The organism is Roseiarcus sp. (assembly GCF_049514155.1).
Lineage (GTDB): Bacteria > Pseudomonadota > Alphaproteobacteria > Rhizobiales > Beijerinckiaceae > Roseiarcus.
This window is the reverse complement of sequence record NZ_JBEKVH010000030.1, coordinates 1-20,598: the sequence shown is the minus strand read 5'-3', so window position 1 is coordinate 20,598 and position 20,598 is coordinate 1. Positions and strand designations below refer to the sequence as shown.

The 20,598-nt window shown below is 69.4% G+C and carries 20 protein-coding genes; 9 read left to right on the top strand and 11 right to left on the bottom strand.

Annotated features, from left to right (window positions below):
• The first annotated feature begins 36 nt into the window (after positions 1-36).
• From trpA to ABSF49_RS06770, 3 genes are read left to right on the top strand one after another with little or no spacing between them, the layout of a single operon-like run.
• Positions 37-888: a tryptophan synthase subunit alpha gene (trpA, locus tag ABSF49_RS06780; protein ID WP_424111875.1), complete on the top strand. Its 852-nt coding sequence runs from the start codon at positions 37-39 to the stop codon at positions 886-888.
• Positions 885-1,751 (top strand): acetyl-CoA carboxylase, carboxyltransferase subunit beta, encoded by an 867-nt coding sequence (gene accD / locus ABSF49_RS06775; RefSeq protein ID WP_424111874.1) that lies wholly within the window; start codon positions 885-887, stop codon positions 1,749-1,751. The genes trpA and accD overlap by 4 nt, the downstream gene beginning before the upstream one ends.
• 25 nt (positions 1,752-1,776) lie before the next feature.
• Positions 1,777-3,081 carry a bifunctional folylpolyglutamate synthase/dihydrofolate synthase gene (locus ABSF49_RS06770; protein WP_424111873.1) on the top strand — a complete coding sequence of 435 codons (1,305 nt, stop codon included), beginning with the start codon at positions 1,777-1,779 and terminating at the stop codon, positions 3,079-3,081.
• Between the two features lie 47 nt (positions 3,082-3,128).
• Here the strand turns inward: ABSF49_RS06770 and ABSF49_RS06765 are convergent, their stop codons facing one another.
• From ABSF49_RS06765 to ptsP, 8 genes are read right to left on the bottom strand one after another with little or no spacing between them, the layout of a single operon-like run.
• Positions 3,129-4,457, bottom strand: a complete 1,329-nt coding sequence (locus tag ABSF49_RS06765; protein WP_424111872.1) for a S41 family peptidase — start codon at positions 4,455-4,457, stop codon at positions 3,129-3,131.
• An 11-nt stretch (positions 4,458-4,468) separates the two neighbouring features.
• Positions 4,469-5,869: a S41 family peptidase gene (locus tag ABSF49_RS06760; RefSeq protein ID WP_424111871.1), complete on the bottom strand. Its 1,401-nt coding sequence runs from the start codon at positions 5,867-5,869 to the stop codon at positions 4,469-4,471.
• Positions 5,866-7,173: a murein hydrolase activator EnvC family protein gene (locus ABSF49_RS06755; RefSeq protein ID WP_424111870.1), complete on the bottom strand. Its 1,308-nt coding sequence runs from the start codon at positions 7,171-7,173 to the stop codon at positions 5,866-5,868. Before ABSF49_RS06755 ends, ABSF49_RS06760 begins: the two co-directional genes overlap by 4 nt.
• A 40-nt stretch (positions 7,174-7,213) precedes the next feature.
• Positions 7,214-7,696: a 23S rRNA (pseudouridine(1915)-N(3))-methyltransferase RlmH gene (gene rlmH, locus ABSF49_RS06750; RefSeq protein WP_424111869.1), complete on the bottom strand. Its 483-nt coding sequence runs from the start codon at positions 7,694-7,696 to the stop codon at positions 7,214-7,216.
• 7 nt (positions 7,697-7,703) lie between these two features.
• Positions 7,704-8,177 carry a ribosome silencing factor gene (gene rsfS / locus ABSF49_RS06745; protein ID WP_424111868.1) on the bottom strand — a complete coding sequence of 158 codons (474 nt, stop codon included), beginning with the start codon at positions 8,175-8,177 and terminating at the stop codon, positions 7,704-7,706.
• A gap of 31 nt (positions 8,178-8,208) precedes the next feature.
• Positions 8,209-8,823: a nicotinate-nucleotide adenylyltransferase gene (locus tag ABSF49_RS06740; protein ID WP_424111867.1), complete on the bottom strand. Its 615-nt coding sequence runs from the start codon at positions 8,821-8,823 to the stop codon at positions 8,209-8,211.
• Complete coding sequence (prfA, locus tag ABSF49_RS06735; RefSeq protein ID WP_424111866.1) at positions 8,820-9,899, bottom strand: peptide chain release factor 1; 1,080 nt, start codon at positions 9,897-9,899, stop codon at positions 8,820-8,822. The genes ABSF49_RS06740 and prfA overlap by 4 nt, the downstream gene beginning before the upstream one ends.
• A gap of 42 nt (positions 9,900-9,941) precedes the next feature.
• Positions 9,942-12,155 carry a phosphoenolpyruvate--protein phosphotransferase gene (ptsP, locus tag ABSF49_RS06730; protein ID WP_424111865.1) on the bottom strand — a complete coding sequence of 738 codons (2,214 nt, stop codon included), beginning with the start codon at positions 12,153-12,155 and terminating at the stop codon, positions 9,942-9,944.
• 314 nt (positions 12,156-12,469) lie between these two features.
• Between ptsP and ABSF49_RS06725 the strand changes: the two genes are divergently transcribed.
• The 3 genes from ABSF49_RS06725 to ABSF49_RS06715 all read left to right on the top strand — a co-directional run bounded on the left by ABSF49_RS06725 (position 12,470) and on the right by ABSF49_RS06715 (position 15,131).
• A complete protein-coding gene (locus ABSF49_RS06725) occupies positions 12,470-13,219 on the top strand; it encodes an electron transfer flavoprotein subunit beta/FixA family protein (RefSeq protein WP_424111864.1) in 750 nt (249 codons plus the stop codon).
• 2 nt (positions 13,220-13,221) lie between these two features.
• Positions 13,222-14,166, top strand: a complete 945-nt coding sequence (locus tag ABSF49_RS06720; RefSeq protein ID WP_424111863.1) for an electron transfer flavoprotein subunit alpha/FixB family protein — start codon at positions 13,222-13,224, stop codon at positions 14,164-14,166.
• An 83-nt stretch (positions 14,167-14,249) separates the two neighbouring features.
• Positions 14,250-15,131, top strand: coding sequence for a 3-hydroxybutyryl-CoA dehydrogenase (locus tag ABSF49_RS06715; RefSeq protein WP_424111862.1), 882 nt, complete (start codon positions 14,250-14,252; stop codon positions 15,129-15,131).
• A 55-nt stretch (positions 15,132-15,186) separates the two neighbouring features.
• Here ABSF49_RS06715 and trmD read toward each other — a convergent pair whose 3' ends face one another.
• The 3 genes from trmD to ABSF49_RS06700 all read right to left on the bottom strand — a co-directional run bounded on the left by trmD (position 15,187) and on the right by ABSF49_RS06700 (position 18,366).
• A complete protein-coding gene (gene trmD / locus ABSF49_RS06710; protein WP_424111861.1) occupies positions 15,187-15,861 on the bottom strand; it encodes a tRNA (guanosine(37)-N1)-methyltransferase TrmD in 675 nt (224 codons plus the stop codon).
• 224 nt (positions 15,862-16,085) lie between these two features.
• Entirely contained in the window at positions 16,086-17,849 is a 1,764-nt protein-coding gene (gene ggt, locus ABSF49_RS06705; protein WP_424111860.1) for a gamma-glutamyltransferase, read from the bottom strand.
• Positions 17,850-17,922: 73 nt separating this feature from the next.
• Positions 17,923-18,366, bottom strand: a complete 444-nt coding sequence (locus ABSF49_RS06700; RefSeq protein ID WP_424111859.1) for a DUF1810 domain-containing protein — start codon at positions 18,364-18,366, stop codon at positions 17,923-17,925.
• A 580-nt stretch (positions 18,367-18,946) separates the two neighbouring features.
• Here ABSF49_RS06700 and hypA point away from each other — a divergent pair.
• The 3 genes from hypA to ABSF49_RS06685 form a co-directional block, all read left to right on the top strand.
• Positions 18,947-19,288 carry a hydrogenase maturation nickel metallochaperone HypA gene (hypA, locus tag ABSF49_RS06695; protein ID WP_424111858.1) on the top strand — a complete coding sequence of 114 codons (342 nt, stop codon included), beginning with the start codon at positions 18,947-18,949 and terminating at the stop codon, positions 19,286-19,288.
• Positions 19,288-20,187 carry a hydrogenase nickel incorporation protein HypB gene (hypB, locus tag ABSF49_RS06690; protein WP_424111857.1) on the top strand — a complete coding sequence of 300 codons (900 nt, stop codon included), beginning with the start codon at positions 19,288-19,290 and terminating at the stop codon, positions 20,185-20,187. The genes hypA and hypB overlap by 1 nt, the downstream gene beginning before the upstream one ends.
• Before the next feature lie 2 nt (positions 20,188-20,189).
• Positions 20,190-20,598, top strand: a 409-nt coding sequence (locus ABSF49_RS06685) for an acylphosphatase (RefSeq protein ID WP_424111856.1), incomplete at its 3' end; no start/stop codon positions are given.

Sequence of the window (20,598 nt, the reverse complement as noted above, 5' to 3'; positions counted from 1 at the left end):
TTCCCTCTCGCGCTCCGGTGTGCTAACGAGCCGCGCATGACGACCCGCATCGACCGCCGTTTTGCCGCATTGCGCGCCGAGGGGCGCGCCGCGCTCGTCACGTTCGTCATGGCCGGCGACCCCGACGCGGCGACTTCGCTGGCGATCGTCAGGGCTTTGCCCAAAGCCGGCGCCGACGTGATCGAAATCGGCATGCCGTTCAGCGATCCGATGGCCGACGGGCCGGCGATCCAGGCCGCGGGCCTGCGCGCGCTGCGCGGCGGCCAGACCCTGCGCAAGACGCTGGCGCTGGCGCGCGCATTCCGCGAGACCGACGCCGACACGCCGATCGTGTTGATGGGATATTACAACCCGATCTATGTCTATGGCGTCGAAGCGTTCCTCCGCGACGCCGGGGCCGCCGGCGTCGACGGCCTGATCGTCGTCGATCTGCCGCCGGAGGAAGACGAGGAACTGTGCCTGCCGGCGCTGAAAGCCGGGCTCAATTTCATCCGCCTGGCGACGCCGACGACCGACGACAAGCGCCTGCCGGCGGTGCTCGCCAACACCTCGGGTTTCGTCTACTACGTGTCGATCACCGGCGTGACCGGCGCGGCGGCGGCCGACCCCGCCAAGACCGGCGCCGCCGTTGCGCGGATCAAGCGTCATACCCATCTGCCGGTTGCGGTCGGATTTGGCGTCAAGGACGCGACGAACGCGGCCGCGATCGCCGGCGTCGCCGACGGCGTGGTGGTCGGTTCGGCGCTGGTCGAAGCGCTTCGCGCTTCTCTGGTCGACGGCAAAGCAGGGCCGAGGACAGTCGACGCCGTCGCCAGCCTGGCGCGGACGATCGCCGCAGGCGTGCACAGCGCCGCGAAAGCGAATGAGCAGACGGGGGCTAGCCGATGAACTGGATCTCCAACGTCGTCCCGCCGAAAATCCGCTCGCTGCTGCGCCGAGAAACGCCGGAGAATCTGTGGGTCAAATGCCCGGAGAGCGGCCAGCTCGTCTTTCACAAGGACCTCGAGGCCAACCTGATGGTGGTGCCGGGGTCCGGCTACCACATGGCGATCGAGCCGAGGGCGCGGCTGACGACGTTGTTCGACGACGGCGCCTATGAAGAGCTCGCGGTTCCCGAGACGTTATCGGATCCGCTGAAATTCCGCGATGTGAAGCGTTACGCCGACCGGCTCAAGGAACATCGCGCCAAGACCGGATCTGACGATTCGGTCATCGTCGCGCGCGGCGCGATCGAGGGCATGGCGACGACGGTCGGCGTGCACGACTTCGCCTTCCAGGGCGGCACGCTCGGCGTCGCCGCCGGCGAAGCGATCGTCGAGGGCATGGGCGAAGCGGTCGAGCGCCGCACGCCGTTCATCATCTTCACCGCCTCGGGCGGCGCGCGCATGCAGGAGGGCATGTTCGCGCTGATGCAGATGCCGCGCACCACCGTCGCCGTACAGCGCCTGCGCGCCGCCAAGCTGCCCTATATCGTCGTGCTGACCAATCCGACCACCGGCGGCGTCACCGCTTCCTACGCCATGCTCGGCGACGTGCATATCGCCGAGCCGGGCGCCGTGATCGGTTTCGCGGGCGCGCGCGTGATCGAGCAAACGGTGCGCGAGCGCCTGCCGGAAGGCTTCCAGCGCGCCGAGTTCCTGCAGGCGCACGGCATGGTCGACATGGTGGTGCCGCGGCCGCAGATGCGCGCGACGCTGGCGCGGCTGTGCCGGTTGTTGACCACGTCGCAGAGCGCGCCGGCGGCGGCCTGACCGTCGGCGGCGGGCGGTAAGCGGCATGACTGCGATCGACGCCGTCCTGGACCGATTCGCGCTTCTGCATCCGCGCAAGATCGACCTGTCGCTCGACCGCGTCGAAAGGCTGCTTGCCGATCTCGGTTCGCCGCACCGGCGCCTGCCGCCGGTTGTCCACGTCGCCGGGACCAACGGCAAGGGCTCGACCATCGCCTTCATGCGCGCCGCGCTCGAAGCGGCGGGCAAGCGCGTCCACGTCTACACTTCGCCGCATCTGGTGCGGTTCAACGAGCGCATCCGCCTCGCCGGCGAGCTGGTCGACGACGAGCGGCTCGGCGACGCGCTCGCGCGCTGCGAGGCGGTCAACGCCGGCCGGTCGATCTCGGTGTTCGAGATCACCACCGCCGCGGCGTTCGTCTTGTTCAGCGAGACGCCCGCCGACTATCTCTTGCTCGAAGTCGGGCTCGGCGGCCGCTACGACGCCACCAACGTGATCGAGCGGCCGGCGGCGACCGTGATCACGCCGGTGTCGATCGACCACACCGAATTTCTCGGCGCGACGGTCGAGAAGATCGCCTACGAGAAAGCGGGCATCCTGCGCCCCGGCGCGCCGGCGATCGTCGCCGAGCAGGACGAACGCGCGCTCGCCGTCATCGAGCGCGAGGCGCTGAAGCTCGGCGCTTTGCGGCGCTTCGCCGGGCGCGATTTCTTCATCCGTTCCGAGCACGGCCGGCTCGCTTACGAGGATGCCGAGGGGCTCGTCGACCTGCCGACGCCGCGGCTGGCTGGACGCCATCAGTTCGGCAATTTCGCAACTGCGGCGGCGACGCTCAGGGCGATCGAGCCGGGCTTCCCCAATCGCGCGCTCGAGCGTGGGCTCGCCGAGGTCGAGTGGCCGGCGCGGCTGCAAAAGCTGCGCGGCGGGCCGCTGGTCGCGCTCGCGCCGCCGCAGGCCGAGGTCTGGCTCGACGGCGCCCACAACGAAGCGGGGGGGCGCGCGCTCGCCGAGGCGATGGCCGATCTCGAAGATCACGCGCCGCGGCCGCTGGCGCTGATCTGCGGCTCGCTGGCGAACAAGGACACCGCAGGCTTCCTCCGCCACTTCAAGGGACTGGCCCAGGAAGCGCTCGCCGTGCCGATCGTCGGCGCGCACGCCGCCCGATCGGCGGAAGAGGTGGCGGCGATCGCCCAGAGCGTCGGCCTCGAAGCCGCCGCCTGCGACGGCGTCGCCTCGGCGCTCAGATTCCTGGCCGCGCGCCAATGGCCGATGCCGCCGCGCATCCTGATCGCCGGTTCGCTCTATCTCGCCGGCGCCGTGCTCGAGGCCAACGACGACGCGCCGCGCTGATCGTTACGTCCCTTCTCCCCGCTGGCGGGGAGAGGGGGCGCAGGGCGTCAATTGTCGCCGCTGGCGGCGTCCTTCGCTTTGGCGGTCGTGCGGCCGTGCAGGAGGTCGATGGCGGCGATGAGCTGCGCGTCCTTGGTCGGGTCGGGCGGCACATAGGCCTCGGAGCCGGTCTTCTCGTCGTCGCCGTTCTTGAGATGGCCGGTGAGCGAAGCCTCGCCTTTGCTGTCGACCTTACCCTTGAGGTCCTCGGGGATGGCTTCGCGCACCTTGATGTCCGGCTCGATGCCCTTGGCCTGGATCGAGCGGCCCGACGGCGTGTAGTAGCGCGCCGTCGTCAGCTTCAGCGCTCCGTCTTCGCCGAGCGGCAACACGGTCTGCACCGAGCCCTTGCCGAACGAGCGCGTGCCGATCAGCGTCGCGCGCTTGAGGTCCTGCAGCGCGCCGGAAACAATCTCCGAGGCCGAAGCCGAACCGCCGTTGATCAGCACGACCAGCGGCTTGTGTTGCGAGAGGTCGCCGCCTGAGCGCGCATAATATTCTTGCTGCTGGTCGAGCGCCCGCCCGCGGGTCGAGACGATCTCGCCGTGGTCGACGAAAGCGTTCACCACCTCGATCGATTGCGTGAGCAGGCCGCCGGGGTTGTTGCGCAGGTCGAGGACATAGCCCTTGATCTTGTCCGAGCCGGGATCGCTGCGGAAGCGGGCCATCGCCTTCTGCACGCCGTCGTAGGTCTCTTGGTTGAACTGAGTGATGCGGATGTAGCCGATGTCGCCGCCGCCCTCGAGCCGCGCCCGCACCGGCAGCACCTTGATGATTTCGCGCACGATGGTGAACTCGCGCGGCGCCTTGTCGCCGTCGCGCTGAACCGTGAGCTTGACCGAAGTCTTGGCCGGCCCGCGCATCCGATCGACCGCCTCCTTGAGCGACAGGCCCTTGACCGGCGTGTCGTCGATGGCGGTGATGACGTCGCCCGACATCAGGCCGGCGCGCGCCGCCGGGGTCTCGTCGATCGGGCTGACGACGCGGACGAGATCGCCCTCCTGCATGACCTCGAGGCCGAGCCCGCCGAATTCCTCGCCCTTCATCGTGTTCTGGAATTCGCCGAGCGCCTTGGCGTCGAGATAGGTCGAATGCGGATCGAGCGAGGCGAGCATGCCGTTGACCGCGCCGACGACCATCTTGTTCTCGTCGGGCGCGTCGACATAGGCGTCGCGCGCCGTCTCGAACGCGCGCGCAAACAGCGCCAGGCGGTCGCCGGCCGACGCATCGGCGTTCGACGTCGCCTGTGAAGCGGCGCCGCCGACGAAGGCGGCCGCGAACGCGCCGCAGGCGACGCCGACGGCCAGATAGAGGGTTGCGCGCGACACGCCGCTCATGATCCGCCGCATCACTTCGGCGCGTCGGGGACAGGCGAGACGGCCGGCGTCGGCAGAGCGTCGCCGCCGGAATTGACCGGGGCGGGCGTCGCCGCGCTCGAGTCCGGCTTCGGCGCCGCTGCGTCGGCGCGCTTGACGCCGTGCAGCAGGTCGATCGCGGCGACGAGCTGCTTGTCGTCCTTCTCGTCGGCCGGCACGTAGGCCTGCGAGCCCGTCTTCTCGTCGTCGCCGTTCTTCAGGTGGCCCTTGAGCGACGCCTCGCCCTTGGTGTCGTCCTTGCCCTGCAAGTCGGGGGGAACGTCCTCGAGGATCACCGTGTCGGGGTCGATGCCCTTGGCCTGAATCGAACGTCCCGACGGCGTGTAGTAGCGCGCCGTGGTCAGGCGCAGCGCGCCATCCTGGCCGAGCGGCATGATCGTCTGAACCGAGCCCTTGCCGAACGAGCGCGTGCCGATCAGCGTCGCGCGCTTGTGGTCCTGCAACGCGCCGGCGACGATCTCGGAGGCGGAGGCCGAGCCGCCGTTGATCAGCACCACCATCGGCTTGCCGCCGGAGAGGTCGCCGCCCGGCCGCGCGTTGAAGCGCTGCGCGTCGTCCGGATTGCGGCCGCGAGTCGAAACGATCTCGCCACGGTCGACGAAGGCGTTGACGACGTCGATCGACTGGTCGAGCAGCCCGCCGGGATTGTTGCGCAGATCGAGAATGTAGCCCTTGAGCTTGTCGCCGAGGTCGGTGTGCAGCTTCTCCATCGCCGCCTTCAACCCGTCGCCAGTCTGGGCGGTGAACTGGGTGATGCGGATGTAGCCGATGTCGTCGCCGTCGACCTTGGCGCGAACCGATTGGACCTTGATCACGTCGCGGACGATCTTGAATTCCTTCACCTCTTTTGAGGCGCCGCGCGTGATCTTGAGCTTCACCGGCGAGTTGACCGGGCCGCGCATCTTGTCGACCGCCTGGTCGAGCGTCATGCCCTGGGTCGAATCGTCGTCGATCGCCGTGATGATGTCGCCCGACATCACGCCCGCCTTGGAGGCCGGCGTGTCGTCGATCGGGCTGACGACCTTGATCAGGCCGTCCTCCTGCGTCACTTCGATGCCGAGACCGCCGAACTCGCCGTTGGTCTGCACCTGCATGTCGCGATAGGCCTTCGCGTCCATGTAGCTCGAGTGCGGGTCGAGCGAACTCAACATGCCGTTGATCGCCGCCTCGATCAGCTTCGACTCGTCGGGCTTCTCGACGTAGTCGTTGCGGATCTTCTCGAACACGTCGCCGAACAGGTTGAGCTGGCGATAGGTGTCGGTGGCGGCGGCGAACGCGCTCTGCGTCAGTTGGGGCAGCGCGTGCGGAAGGATGCCTGCAGCCATGGCGCCGATCGCCACGCCCAGCGCCAAATAGGAAACCTTGCGTCTCATCCGCGGGCCTTTTCGATGTCTGACTTGGTCCACCACGGTCCGGAATCGACCGCCGTCTCGTCTTTCCTCAGTTCGATATAGAGAACCGGCTGCGTTGCGCCAATGGCGGCGGCGGCTGCCGTCCTGGCCGCGCCGTCACCCATGGTCGCCACGGCCTCGCCCGCCAACACGAACTGGCCGACCGCCACGCTGATGCGATCCATGCCGGCCAAGACAAAATAGTAGCCTTGTCCGGCATTGATGATCAAGAGTTGTCCGTAGGACCGATAGGGACCGGCGAATAGGATCGAACCGTCGACCGGCGAGGAGACGGTCGCGCCGGGCGGCGCGCCGATCGACACGCCCTTCTCGACCCCCCCGAATCCATCGGAATCGCCGAAACTCTTGAGGATCGAGCCGGCGACGGGGATAACCAGCGAACCCCTGGCGTCGGCGAAGGCGATCGCCGGCTTCAGCCGCGCCGGGTCGGCGTTGCGCAAGGCCGCCGCCTTGGCGGCGATGTCGGCGGCGTTCGCCCGGTCGGCCGAGCCGGCCGATTCCATCTTGGCGATCAAATCTTTGAGATTTGTCGCCTGGTCGGCGAGCTGGGCGGCGCGGTCGCGCTGGGCGGCGAGCGCCTGCTCGGCCTCGGTCAGCGATTGCTGGCGCGCCTCGATCAGGGCGGCGAGCCGCATCTTGTCGGCGGCCAGCGCGGCCGACCGCTGCGCCAGGTCGTCGCGCTGTTTGGCGATCGAGGCGCGCAGATCGGCGAGCTGGGCGAGATCGGCGCGCAGAGCGTCAGTCTCGCTCTTCAGCGCTTCGACCATCGAGCCGAGCAGGGTGGCGGCGCGAATCGCCTCGGCCATGTCCTGCGGCCGGACCAGGATCGCCGGCGGCGGGTCGCGGCCCATGCGCTGCAGCACCGCCAGCACGTCGGCGACGACGGCGCGGCGGTTGTCGAGCGAGCGGGTCAGCGCGTCGGCGTTGGCGTTGAGGCCGTCGAGGCGCTGGTTGGCGGCGGCGATCTGCCGTTCGGCGTCCTGAACCTTGGCGGTGGTGTCGATCAGCGCCGCGTTGAGCCGGGCCCGGTCGGCGCGCAGCGATTCGATGTCCGCCTCGATCTTGCGGCGCTGCTCGTCGGAGGCGCGGATCGTGTCCTCGACCCCGCGCAGACGCTCCTGCGGCGCGGCCTTGTCGTCGCTCGGGGCGGCGGCGGGCGGCGGCGCGGCGGGGACGGGAGTCGATGCGGCGGCGGGCGCCGATTGGGCGCGCGCCGGCAGATCGGCCGACGCCAGCGCGCCGAGCGCCATTGTCGCCGCGATCATGACCGCTCGGGCCTTGTGGAGCATCGCCGCCTGTCTTGAATCAGTCACGATGATAGGGATGGCCGCTGAGGATGGAAAGCGCGCGATAGAGCTGCTCGGCGGCCATCGCCCGAACAAGCTGGTGCGGCCAGGTCATGGCGCCGAAGGCGACGAGGGCGCGCGCTTCCCTCTTGAGGGCGGGGTCGAGGCCGTCGGGGCCGCCGATCGCCAGCGCATACGCGCCGACCCCGCCGTCGCGGGCGCGGCCGATCTCCTTCGCCCATTGGCGGCTGGTCAGCGCCGCGCCGCCCTCGTCGAGCAACGTCAGCCACGCGCCGGCGGGGATGGCGGCGCGGATCGCGCGCGCTTCTTCGGCGCACCGGTCCTCGGCGCGGCGGGCGCGGCTCTCGTCGATCTCGCGCAGCTCGACCGCGGCGATCCCCTGGGCGCGGCCGAGGTCGGCGGCGCGCTTGAAATAGCGGGCGAACAGCTCGCGCTCGGGGCCGGCCTTGAGACGGCCGACGCCGATCAGCGTCAGGCGCATCGAAGCCTCAGCCGGCCCGCGCCGGCTGGACTTCATGCGGACGGTCGGCGCTCCACAACTTCTCGAGGTTGTAGAATTGCCGCACTTCGCTGCGGAAGATGTGGACGATCGCGTCGCCGGCGTCGAGCAGCACCCAATCGCAATTGGGCAGGCCCTCGAGGCGCGGCGTCGGATAGCCGGCGGCGCGCACCGCCTTGGCGAGATGGTCGGCGATCGCGCCGACATGCACGTTCGACCGCCCGGTGGCGACGATCATCGTATCGGCGAGAGTGGTCTTGCCGGCGACGTCGATCGCAACGACATCCTCCGCCTTGGAGTTCTCCAGGCTGGCGAGGATCGTGCGGGGAAGGCGGTCATCCCGGGGGCGGATCGGGGCGGGGGAGGGGGGAGCTTTGCGGCGACGCGTCGGCGCCTTGGTCTCGCGCTTTGAGGTCAGGTTCGACTTCCTTTCGGCCCGGCCGCGTGATTCGCGTGCGGCCATAGGGGAAAGATGAGCCGTGACTATTGACATTTCAAGACAAGGCGTCGGGAGCGGCGGTCGCGCGTCTGAGCGCGGTCGACGACAAGTCGGAGCGCGGCCCATGCAGAAACAGCAAGGCGGGCGGCGGCAGCCGGGCGAAGCGCGCCGCCATCGCCTCCGGGCGGCGGTAGCGGCCGAGCGCCCCCCCGGCGCGGCCGGCGAGCGCCCTCAGCGTCGAGCCCGGCCGGTCGACGACGACGATCGGCGCCAGATCGGCGATCTCCCGCCACCGCCGCCAAAGGTGGAATTGGCCGAGATTGTCGGCCCCCATGATCCAGACGAAGCGCACGCCCGGGGCGCGGCGGCTGAGCCAGGCGATCGTCTGGTAGGTGTAGCGCGAGCCGATCTCCGCCTCGAAGCCGGTCACCGCGATGCGCCGGTCGCGGGTCAGCCGCCGCGCCGCCGCGACCCGCGCCCGCGTCGCCGCGAGCCCGCCGGTCTCCTTCAACGGGTTGCCGGGGGTGACGAGCCACCACAGCCGGTCGAGCCGCAGGCGGCGCAAGGCGAGCTCGGAGATCAGCCGGTGACCGGCGTGCGGCGGGTCGAAGGTGCCGCCGAGCAGGCCGATCGTCTGGCCCGGCGCGAAAGGCGGCAGGCGCACAATCATCGCTCGGCCTGTTCGGCGAGCAGCCGCGCCTGCCGGTCGGCGGCGAGCGCGTCGATGATCGCGTCGAGGCCTTCGCCCTCCATCAGCCGGTCGAGGCTGTAGAGCGTCAGGGCGATGCGATGGTCGGTGACGCGCCCCTGGGGGAAATTGTAGGTGCGGATCCGTTGCGAGCGGTCGCCCGAGCCGACCTGGGCGCGCCGCTCCTGCGCGCGCTCATCGCTGGCGCGCTGGGTCTCGCCATCGAGGATGCGCGCCCGCAAAACCGCCATCGCCTTGGCGCGGTTGCGGTGCTGCGAGCGCTCCTCCTGCACCGCGACGACAATTCCGGTCGGCAGGTGGGTGATGCGGATCGCCGATTCGGTCTTGTTGACATGCTGGCCGCCGGCGCCGCTCGAGCGCATGGTGTCGATCTTGAGGTCGGCGTCGTTGATGACGTAATCGATCTCCTCCGCCTCCGGCAGCACCGCGACCGTCGCCGCCGAGGTGTGGATGCGCCCCTGCGCTTCGGTCGCCGGCACGCGCTGGACGCGGTGGACGCCGCTCTCGTATTTCAGCCGCGCGTAGGCGCCGCGGCCGGCGATCTCGGCGACGATTTCCTTGTAGCCGCCGGCGGTTCCCTCGCTCGCCGACAAAACCTCGACCTTCCAGCCCTTCAACTCGGCGTATTTGACGTACATGCGGAACAGGTCGCCGGCGAACAGCGCCGCCTCGTCGCCGCCGGTTCCCGCCCGCACCTCGATAATGACGTTGCCCTCGTCGGCGGCGTCCTTCGGCAGCAGCGCGAGCCGGATCGCGTGCGCCATCGGTTCGAGGTCGGCTTCGACGCGGGCGCGATCGACCTCGGCGAGGCTGCGCATCTCCGGATCGAGCCCCGGTTCGGCGAGGAGCGCGTCGAGGTCGGCGCGCTCCTTTTCCTTGTCGCGCCACGCCCGGATCGCTGCGACCACCGGCTCGAGCTCGGCGAACTCGCGCGACAGCGGCGCATAGGCGCCCCCGCCGGTCGCGCCGGCGCTGAGCTGGGCGCCGATCTCCTCGTAGCGGCGCAGGATGATGTCGAAATTCTCGGTGGCGGTCATGGCTCGTCGAAGGAGGGAAGCGGGAGACGCGCGGGGGAAGCGCTAGAGGCGGACGGCGAGGCGCTCGGCGAGCGCCTGCAGCGGCGCGCGCAGCGAGCCGTGGCGATCCGGGTCGGTGAGCAACGCCTGGAGCTCGAGCGCGGCGGCGCCGGCGTCGAGCGAAACCACCATCGCCTTGACCGGGCCGATCGCCGTCGCCGCCATCGATAAATTTCGGAAGCCGAGGGCGATCAGCGCCATCGCGCTGAGCGGCCGGCCGCCCATCTCGCCGCACAACGTCACCGGCGTGCGATGCCGCGCGCCGGCGTCGGCGATCGACTTCAGCGCCCGCAGGAAGCTCGGCGACAGCTCGTCGAAGCGGCCGGCGACCCGCTTGTTGACCCGATCGGCGGCGAAAACGTATTGCATCAGGTCGTTGGAGCCGACCGAGAGGAAGTCGGCGGCCTCGGCGATCTCTTCGATCTCCCACAGCAGCGACGGCACCTCGACCATGGCGCCGAGCTTGATGTCGCGCGGCGGTTCGCGGCCGCAGCGTTTGACGAAGGCGATCTCCTTGTCGAACAGCGCGCGCGCCGCGAGGAACTCGGCGACCGTCGACACCATCGGGATCATCACCTTGAGCTCGCGGCCGGCGGCGGCGCGCAGCATCGCCCGAAGCTGGGTGCGCAGCAGGCCCGGCCGGTCGAGGCCCATGCGGATCGCCCGCCAGCCGAGGGCCGGGTTCGCCTCGTCGAGTCGCTTCATGTACGGCAGCATCTTGTCGCCGCCGATGTCGAGGGTGCGAAAGGTGACCACGTGGCCGCCGGCCGCGTCGAGCACGGCGCGATAGATCGACTCCTGGGCGTCGATGCGCGGGAAGCTGTTGGCGAGCATGAACTGCAGCTCGGTGCGGAACAGTCCGATCGACTCCGCGCCGGTTTCATCGAGATGGGGCATGTCGATCAGCAGGCCGGCGTTCATGTGCAGGCCGATCGTCACGCCGTCGGCGGTGGCGCTCGGCGCGTCGCGTAAAGCGCGGTACTGGTCCTGCCGGCGCGCGCGCAGCCGCGCCTTCTCGGAATAGGCGGCCTCGATGTCGGGCTGCGGGCGCACCTGCACCTCGCCGGTCACGCCGTCGACGATGATCGCATCGCCCTGTTCGACGATCTCGGTGATGTTGGGCACGTCGCTGACCGCGGGGATCGCCAGGGCGCGCGCGACGATGGCGACATGGCTCGACGCGCCGGCTTCCTCGAGCACGACGCCGCGCAGCCGGGCGCGGTCGTAGTCGAGCAGCGCCGCCGGGCTCATCGACCGCGCGACCAGGATCGCGTTTTCCGGCAGTTCGCTCGGCAGCAGCACCAGGCTCTGGCCGGCGAGCTGGTGCAGCAGGCGGTTGGCGATGTCGGTCAGGTCGTGCAGGCGATCGCGCAAATAGGGGTCGGTCTGGCGCTGCAGCCTGGCGCGGGCGTCGTTCTGCACCCGCTCGACCGCCGCCTCGGCGGTCAGGCCGCTCGCCACCGCCTCGCGCAGGCGGCGCAGCCAGCCGCGGTCGTGGGCGATCATGCGGAACGCCTCCAGCACCTCGCGATGCTCGCCGGAGCGGCCGTCGTCGCTGCGGTCGATCAGCGCATCGACCGAGGCGCGCATCGCCTCGATCGCCTTCTCCAACCGGTCGAGCTCCATCGAGATGTCGTCGGCGACGATCTTCGCCACCGCGACGCGCGGCTGGTGCAGCACGACGTGGCCGAGGCCGAGCCCCTCGGCGATCGGCTGTCCGATCAGCGATTCCGGTCGTCGCACAGCGATCGGCGCGCCCTGGCCGGTGATCGATTGCAGCTCGCCCGAGACGATCATTTCGGCGAGCAGCATCGCCGTCGTCTGCAGCGCCTCGATCTCCTCCTCGGAATAGGTGCGCCGCGCGCGGTTCTGCACCACCAGCACGCCGAGCGTCGCGCCGCCGCGCAACACCGGCACGCCGAGGAACGACTGGTAGATTTCTTCGCCGGTCTCCGGCTTGTAGGAGAAGGCGGGATGGTTCTGCGCGTCGGAAAGCGCGAGCGGCTCGGCGGTGGCGGCGATCAGGCCGACGAGGCCTTCGCCCGGCATCATCGTCGTCAAGTGCACCGCTTCACGATTGAGGCCTTCGGTCGCGTAGAGCTCGAGCGGGCCGTCGGCGCGCGCGACGTAGAGCGAGCACACTTCGGCGACCATGTTGGAGGCGATCAGGACGACGATGCGGTCGAGGCGCGCCTGCGCCGTGACAGGCTCCGCCATGACTTCGCGGAGCCGTCGCAGCAAGAGTCGCGGTCCGCCCGGCGCGCGCATCGACCAATCCCTGTTGCCGTCACGGGGCCCTGGGCTCGCGGCCCGTCCTCGCTCGTCTCACGCCCCGTTGCGCCCCTCTTCGGGCCCCGGCGGTCGAGACCCCCGCGCCGGCGCCCGCCGGCCGCCTTTGACGGATATAGCCAATCACTTGGCTGCGCGGCAAGGGCGCTCCGGCCGCGTTGACTCGGCCGATTCGCGCGATTAGGGGTGACGGCCTCGACTTTGAGGTCGACTGCGCAGGACGCGGGAGGGCCGCCGCAGCCATGAAGATTCTCGTCCCCGTGAAACGGGTCGTCGATTACAACGTCAAAATTCGAATCAAACCCGACGGTTCGGGAGTCGATCTCGCCAACGTCAAGATGTCGATGAACCCGTTCGACGAGATCGCGGTCGAAGAGGCGCTGCGGCTCAGGGAGGCGGGCAAGGCGAGCGAGGTGGTCGTCGTTTCGATCGGCCCGGCCCAGGCCGCCGAGACGCTGCGCACCGGCCTGGCGATGGGCGCCGACCGCGGAATCCTGGTCAAGACCGACGCGATCGTCGAGCCGCTGGCGGTGGCCAAGATCCTCAAGGGCGTGTTCGACGCCGAGCAGCCCGGCCTCGTCATCCTCGGCAAACAGGCGATCGACGACGACGCCAACCAGACCGGCCAGATGCTGGCGGCGCTGACCGGCCGGCCGCAGGGGGCGTTCGCTTCCAAGGTCGAGCTCGGCGAGGGAACGGTCGCGGTGACGCGCGAGGTCGACGGCGGCCTGCAGATCGTGTCGCTCAAGCTGCCGGCGATCGTCACCGCCGATCTCAGGCTCAACGAGCCGCGTTACGCCTCGCTGCCCAACATCATGAAGGCGAAGAAGAAGCCGATCGACGAGAAGACGCCGGCCGACTACGGCGTCGACGTCGCGCCGCGGCTGAAAGTGGTCAAGACCGCCGAGCCGGGCGGCCGCAAGGCCGGGGTCAAGGTCAAGTCGGTGGCGGAGCTGGTCGCCAAGCTGCACGACGAAGCGGGGGTGATCTGATCATGGCGACCTTGCTCATCGGCGAAGTCGCCAACGGCCGCCTCAGCGACCTCGTCGCCCGCGCGCTCACCGCCGCAGCCGAGATCGGTCAACCGGTCGACATTCTCGTCGCCGGCAAAAACGTCGGCGAAGCCGCGGCGGCGGCGGCGAAGCTCGCCGGGGTGCGGAAGGTGCGCGTCGCCGACGACGGATCTTACGAACACGGTCTCGCCGAGCCGCTGGCCGCGCTCATCGTCGCGCTCACGCCCGAATACGACGCGATCGTCGCGGCCTCGACCGCCTTCGCCAAGAACGCGCTGCCGCGCGCGGCGGCGCTCATCGACGTCATGCAGCTCTCCGACATCACCAAAGTCGTAGGGCCGAAGACCTTCGAGCGGCCGATCTACGCCGGCAACGCGATCCAAACGGTCGAGTCGACCGACGCCAAGCTCGTCGTCACAGTGCGCACGGCGGCGTTCCCGGCGACCGGCGAGGGCGGCGGCGCGGCGATCGAACCGGTCGCGGCGGCGGGCGATCCTGGCCTGTCGAGCTTCGTCGGCGAAATGCTCGCCAAGTCGGATCGGCCGGAGCTCGCCTCGGCCAAGATCGTCATTTCCGGCGGCCGGGCGATGCAGAAGGCGGAGAACTTCAAGCTCTACATCGAGCCGGTCGCCGACAAGCTCGGCGCGGCGATGGGGGCCTCGCGCGCCGCCGTCGACGCCGGCTACGCGCCCAACGACTGGCAAGTCGGCCAGACCGGCAAGGTCGTCGCGCCCGACCTCTATATTGCAGTCGGCATTTCCGGCGCGATCCAGCATCTGGCCGGGATGAAGGACTCCAAAGTGATCGTCGCCATCAACAAGGACGAGGAGGCGCCGATCTTCCAGGTCGCCGACTACGGTCTGGTCGCCGATCTGTTCACGGCTCTGCCCGAGCTGGCCGAGGAGCTCGGCAAGATCGGCCGCTGAGGCCCAAGCGGCGGGGCGGGTTTGGACCTGCCGCGACGCTCGTCTATGATTGCGCGCGGGCTGGCGTGGTGTTGGATGGTGTGATGGCAACCTCGATCGACAAAGTCGGCGTCATCGGCGCCGGTCAGATGGGCACCGGCATCGCTCTGGTGTGCGCCCAGGCCGGATTGAACGTGCTGCTCAACGACGTCTCCGAGGAGCGCGTCCACGCCGCGCTGGCGACGGTCAACGGCTCCCTGTCGCGTCAGATCGCCAAGGGTCAGCTCGACGAAGCCGGTCGCCAGGCGACGCTCGACCGCATCGGCGTCGCCGCCGGTTACGATGACCTCGCCCAGTGCGATCTGGTGATCGAGGCGGCGTCGGAGAGCGAGGACGTCAAGCGCAAGATCTTCGCCAACCTGCGCACCTTCCTCAAGCCCGAGACGATCGTCGCCTCCAACACGTCGTCGATTTCGATCACCCGCCTCGCTTCCGTCACCGCCCATCCCGAGCGCTTCATCGGCATCCATTTCATGAACCCGGTGCCGCGCATGCAGCTCGTCGAGCTGATTCGCGGCATCGCCACCACCGACGAGACTTTCGAGTCGGCCAAGGCTTTCGTCGCCAAGCTCGGCAAGACGGCGACGATGTCGGAGGATTTCCCCGCCTTCATCGTCAACCGCATCCTGCTGCCGATGATCAACGAGGCGATCTATACGCTCTACGAGGGCGTCGGCTCGGTCGAATCGATCGACACCGCGATGCGGCTGGGCGCCAACCACCCGATGGGGCCGCTGCAGCTCGCCGATTTCATCGGTCTCGACACCTGCCTGAGCGTGATGCAGGTGCTGCACGAGGGCCTCGCCGATTCCAAGTACCGGCCCTGTCCGCTGCTGGTGAAATACGTCGAGGCCGGCTGGCTCGGCCGCAAGACGCAGCGCGGATTCTACGACTATCGCGGCGAGAAGCCGGTGCCGACGCGCTAGAGTCCCTTCTCCCGCTTGCGGGAGAATGTCGCCCGAAGGGCCGGATGAGGGGACTTCAAAACAGATCCGGCCGCCGCTCGCGGGTGATCCGCTCGGCCTCTTCTTGCCGCCATTTGTCGATTCGGCCGTGATCGCCCGACAGCAGCACGTCGGGAATCGCGCGCCCCTCCCATTCGCGCGGCCGCGTGTAATGGGGATATTCGAGCAGCCCGCTCTCGAAACTTTCCTGCTCGCCCGACTCGAGCTTGCCCATCACGCCGGGGATCAGCCGCACGCAGGCGTCGAGCACGGCGAGCGCCGCGATCTCGCCGCCTGACAGCACGTAGTCGCCGACCGAAACCTCGATCAGCCCGCGCCCTTCGATGACGCGCTCGTCGACGCCCTCGAAACGCGGGCAGACGACGACGAGCCCAGGCCCTGCCGCCCAATCGCGGGCGCGCGCCTGCGTGAACGGCGCGCCGCGCGGGCTCATAATCAGCCGCGGCCGCTGGTCGTCGGGCTGAAGCGTCGCATCGAGGCTCGCCGCCAACACGTCGACGCGCATCACCATGCCCGGCCCGCCGCCTGCCGGCGTGTCGTCGACCGTGCGGTGGCGGCCGAGCCCGTGCTCGCGGATGTCGCGCGCCTCGAGCGACCAAAGGCCGCGCGAGAGTGCGTCGCCGGCGAGGCTGAGACCGAGCGGGCCGGGGAACATCTCGGGGAACAAGGTGAGGACGGTGGCGGCGAACATCTGGGTTTTCCGAGGCGAGCTGGCGATGCGCCGGCCTTAACACAAGCGGCGCCGCTTCGCCCCCTCGTCCTGAGGAGCCTGCGAAGCAGGCGTCTCGAAGGACGACCCCAGAGGGCGCGTTGGCGCGCCCCGACTTCTGGATCACCCTTCGACTTGCCCTCGCCGGCGCGAGGGCGGCTCAGGATGAGGGTTGGCGGGGCGTCGAAGGTATTGGCGTCGTTCCTCTACTCGCCCACCGCCGCCCCGGCCGGCCGCCGGTCGTCGTTGGCGCCATAGAGGTTGCCCGGCCGCATCCGACCGCCGAAGACCGAATCCGGCGCGCCGGCGGCGGGCGCGGCCTCGCCCGGCGCGGCGCCCGCGGTCGCCGCGACTTCCGCCGCGCCCCACGGCGCCTGGACGACGATCGTGTAGCCCATCGCCTCGAGCAGCTTTTGCGTGTCGGGCGAGAAGGCGTAGGGCTCGGCGAAAACCGCGTCGGGCAGCCATTGATGGTGGAAGCGCGGCGCGTCGACGGCCTCCTGCGGCGCCATGCCGTAATCGATCAGGTTGAGCGCCGTCTCCAGCACAGCAGTGATGATGCGCGAGCCGCCCGGCGAGCCGAGCGCCAGCACGACCCGCCCGTCCTTCTCGACCAGCGTCGGCGCCATCGACGACAGCGGCCGCTTGCCCGGCGCGATCGCGTTGGCCTCGCCCTGCACCAGGTCGAAGAGATTGGCGACGCCGGGCTTGATGGTGAAATCGTCCATCTCGTCGTTGAGGAAGAAGCCGGTCCCCGGCGCGATCACCCCCGCGCCGAAGCCGCCGTTGATCGTATAGGTGACCGCGACCGCGTTTTGGTCGCGGTCGATGATTGAGAAGTGGGTCGTCTCGCTCTTCTCGTGCGGCGCGACGCCGGGCTGAACCCGCTGCGACGGCGTCGCCCGGTCGGGTGGGATCGCCGCGCGGATGCGCGCCGCATAGTCCTTGCTCAGCAGCCGGTCGAGCGGATTATTCACGAACGCCGGGTCGCCGAGATAGGCGTTGCGGTCCATGTAGGCGTGGCGCATCGCCTCGACCATCAGATGGACGCTTGCGGCCGAATGGAAGCCGAGCCGTTCGAGGTCGTAGCCTTCGAGAATGTTCAGCATCTCGCACAAGGTCGCGCCGCCGGAGGAGGGCGGCGGGGCCGAGACGAAGCGAAAGCCGCGGTAATCGCAGGCGAGCGGCTGGTCCTCGCCGATCTTGTAGGCGGCGAGGTCGGCCGAAGTGAGAATGCCGCCGTTGGCGCGCATCGCGGCGTCGATTCTTTGGCCGATCGACCCACGATAGAAGGCGTCCGGGCCCTGATCGGCGATCGCCTGCAGCGTCGCGGCGAGGTCGCTCTGGACCAGCCGGTCGCCGGGCTCGAGCGGAGAACCGTCTGGATGCAAGAAGATCTTCGCCGCTTCGGGATCGCTTTTGAAGCGTGACGCGAAAGCCTGGAAGATGTCGGCGTCGGCGCGGCTGAGGACGAAGCCGTCGCGCGCCAGCGCGATCGCCGGCGTCATGACCTTGGCGCGGCTCATCGCGCCGTATGCCTTGAGCGCCGCTTCGAGGCCGAGAACCGTGCCCGGCGTGGCGACGGCGCGCCAGCCGTCGAGGCTCGCGCCCTCGATCGGCGCGCCGGAGGGGTCGAGATACATTGTCTTCGTCGCCGCCGCCGGCGCGGTCTCGCGGAAGTCGATGAACACGTCGCGATTTGTCGCCGCGAGATGGGCGACAAGGAATCCGCCGCCGCCGAGGTTGCCGCAGCAGGGATTGGTCACCGCCTCGGCGTAACCGACCGCGACCGCCGCGTCGATCGCGTTGCCGCCCTGGCGCAGAATGTCGGCGCCGATCTCAGCCGCGCGCCGCTCGGCGGCGACGACCATGCCGTACTCGGCCTCGACCGCCGGTCGCGACGCGGCGCGCGCCGCCCCGGCCGAAAGCGTGGCGAGCGCGACGGCGAGCGCGATGAGCCAACGGGTCATTCGGACGTTCTTTCTCTCTTGCGGGTGCGACGAATCCCCTCTTCCCGCGTGCGGGAAGGGGGACTAGCAGGCGTCATCTCGCGCCTTCGCCAAGCAGGTCCAGCGTCATCGCGTCGGGTCGGCCGCCACACAGATGGTCGATCGCCGCCTGGAACAGCGGCTCGCCCGGCCCGGCGGCGCGCGCGAACAGGGTCATCGACGAGCGAAACTTGAGATCGTCGGGCGAACCGAAAATGTCGATCAACGACCGTCCGCTGTGCTCGAGCGCCGCCTCGACGCATTCGCGCAAGCGGACCCCAAGCAGCGGATGGGCGAGATAGGCGCGCGCCTCGGCGAGCGACCCGATGCCGTAGATTTGCGCCGTCGACGAGCGGCCGAGCCCACGCAGTTGCGGGAAGACGAACCACATCCAGTGGCTGCGCTTACGTCCGTTCGCGATCTCGTCGAACGCGATGTCGTAAACACGCGCCTGCGCCTCGACGAAGCGCCGTAGGTCGAATGGATCGTCGCCAGTCATGTCGGCGGCGAATCTAGTCCCCTGAAGCGCCTCGATTCAATCCATGTCCCGCAAGCCGCTGTTGAGGACGCGCCAGCGACGGCGCAGGCCATCTTGGCGGCGCCGACCGTGGCGCCGCGGGCGTGACGGGGCTGCGCGCCGCCCCGTCGGCGGCTTAAGCTTAACCGCCCGGCCTCGCCCATGCGGCGGCTGGGCCGATTTTCGCGCGCAGGCCGCACAACGGCCGATGTTGCCGGAGATCAAGGATTTTTCGTCGCTTCTGATGGCAAATGGCCTGGCGGGGAGCATGGCGCGTTCGCGTGTAAGGAAAGCGAGCTCCGGCGTGGCGACGGGATTGAACATCGCGACAATGGCCAAGCGGCGTCGGCCGATGGGCGTTGACGGCGGAAGGCTGCGCCTTAGAGTCGCGCGCGACGGAGGGCGGGGACGTCGCCCCGTCCGGCGCGTTGGCTTGGGTTTGCGGAACGCGCGCCGGGCGCTTCCTCTTTTGGCCGGCGGCCGAAGCGGCGGGCGTTTCGCAGCGGAGCGCGTTCGTTTGACCCTCGCGCCGCGCCGGAAGTTGCGCTCAAGGAGCTGACCGTTGCATGAAATGTCGCTGACCGAGAGCATTGTCGACATCGCCGTCGAGGCGGCGCGCAAGGAGGGCGCCGAGCGGGTGACGCGGGTCGTCGTCGACGTCGGCGCGTTGAGCCATGTCGAGCCGGAGGCGCTCGAATTCTGCTTCGCCGCGGTCGCGCGCGGCACGCTCGCCGAAGGCGCGCGGCTGGAGATCACGCGCCTGCCGGGCGCCGGCTGGTGCCCCGACTGCGGCAAGACCGTCGCGCTCGCCGAGCGCTTCGCGGCCTGCCCTGAATGCGGCGGCTTTCGGGTGCAGATGACGGCCGGCGACGAACTGAAAGTGCGCGAAATGGAGATCGCCTGATGTGCAGCGTATGCGGATGCGGCGAAGCTGAGATCGTCCTTGACAAGGACAAGGCCGGCGCACACGCGCACGGCCCTCACGGCCATGATCATCCTCACGATCACGACCATCCTCACGATCATCCCCATGACCATGACCACGATCATGGCCATCGCCATCACGACGAGGGCGTGATCGACTACGGCCAAGGCGCGGCCGGCGCACACGCGCCGGGCGTCAGCCAGGAACGGATGGTGGCGATCGAGCGCGACGTCATGTCGAAGAACGACGCCTATGCGCGTGACAACCGCCGCGCGCTCGCCGCCAAGGGCGTGTTCGCGCTGAACTTCGTCTCCAGCCCCGGCTCGGGCAAGACGGCCCTGCTCGCCCGCACGATCGAGGCGCTGAAAGGCCGCCTCGCCGTCAGCGTCATCGAAGGCGATCAGCAGACCTCGAACGACGCCGAGCGCATTCGCGCCACCGGCGCGCCGGCGATCCAGATCAACACCGGCAAGGGCTGCCACCTCGACGCCCATATGGTCGGCCACGCGATCGAGACGCTCGATCCCGAACCGAACTCGGCTCTGTTCATCGAGAACGTCGGCAACCTCGTCTGCCCGGCCGGCTTCGATCTCGGCGAAGCGCACAAGGTGGTGGTGCTGTCGGTGACCGAGGGCGAGGACAAGCCGCTCAAATATCCCGACATGTTCGTCGCCGCCGACCTGCTGCTGCTCAACAAGTCCGACCTGCTGCCGCATCTCGATTTCGACGTCGGCCTCTGCCTCGCCAATGCGCTGCGCGTCAATCCGCATCTGCAGACGCTGGTCGTCTCGGCCAAGACCGGCGAAGGCCTGGCGGCTTTCGTCGCCTGGATCGAGGCTTCCGCCGCGCGGCGCGCCGTCGCTCTGGCCAAGGCATAGCGATGACGGCGCCGCGCCCCCTCGCTGTGGATCGCAAGCGCCGCCTGCGCCTGCGCGTGCGCGGGGTGGTGCAGGGCGTCGGCTTCCGACCGCACGCCTATGGCCTCGCGGCGCGGCTCAGTCTCAGCGGTTTCGTGCGCAATGACGCCGAGGGCGTCCTGATCGAGGTCGAAGGCCTCGACGTCGATCAGTTCGTTCATGCCCTGCGGCTGGCGCCGCCGCCGCTCGCCCGCATCGATTCGCTCGACGTCGCCGAACTGCCGCTCAGCGGCGGCGTGGGCTTCGCCATCGGCGCGACCGAGGCGGGCCTGTCGCTGACCCGCATCGGCGCCGACGTCGCGGTCTGCGAGGCGTGCCTTGCCGAGCTGTTCGATCCGGCGAGCCGCTTTTATCGCTACCCGCTGATCAATT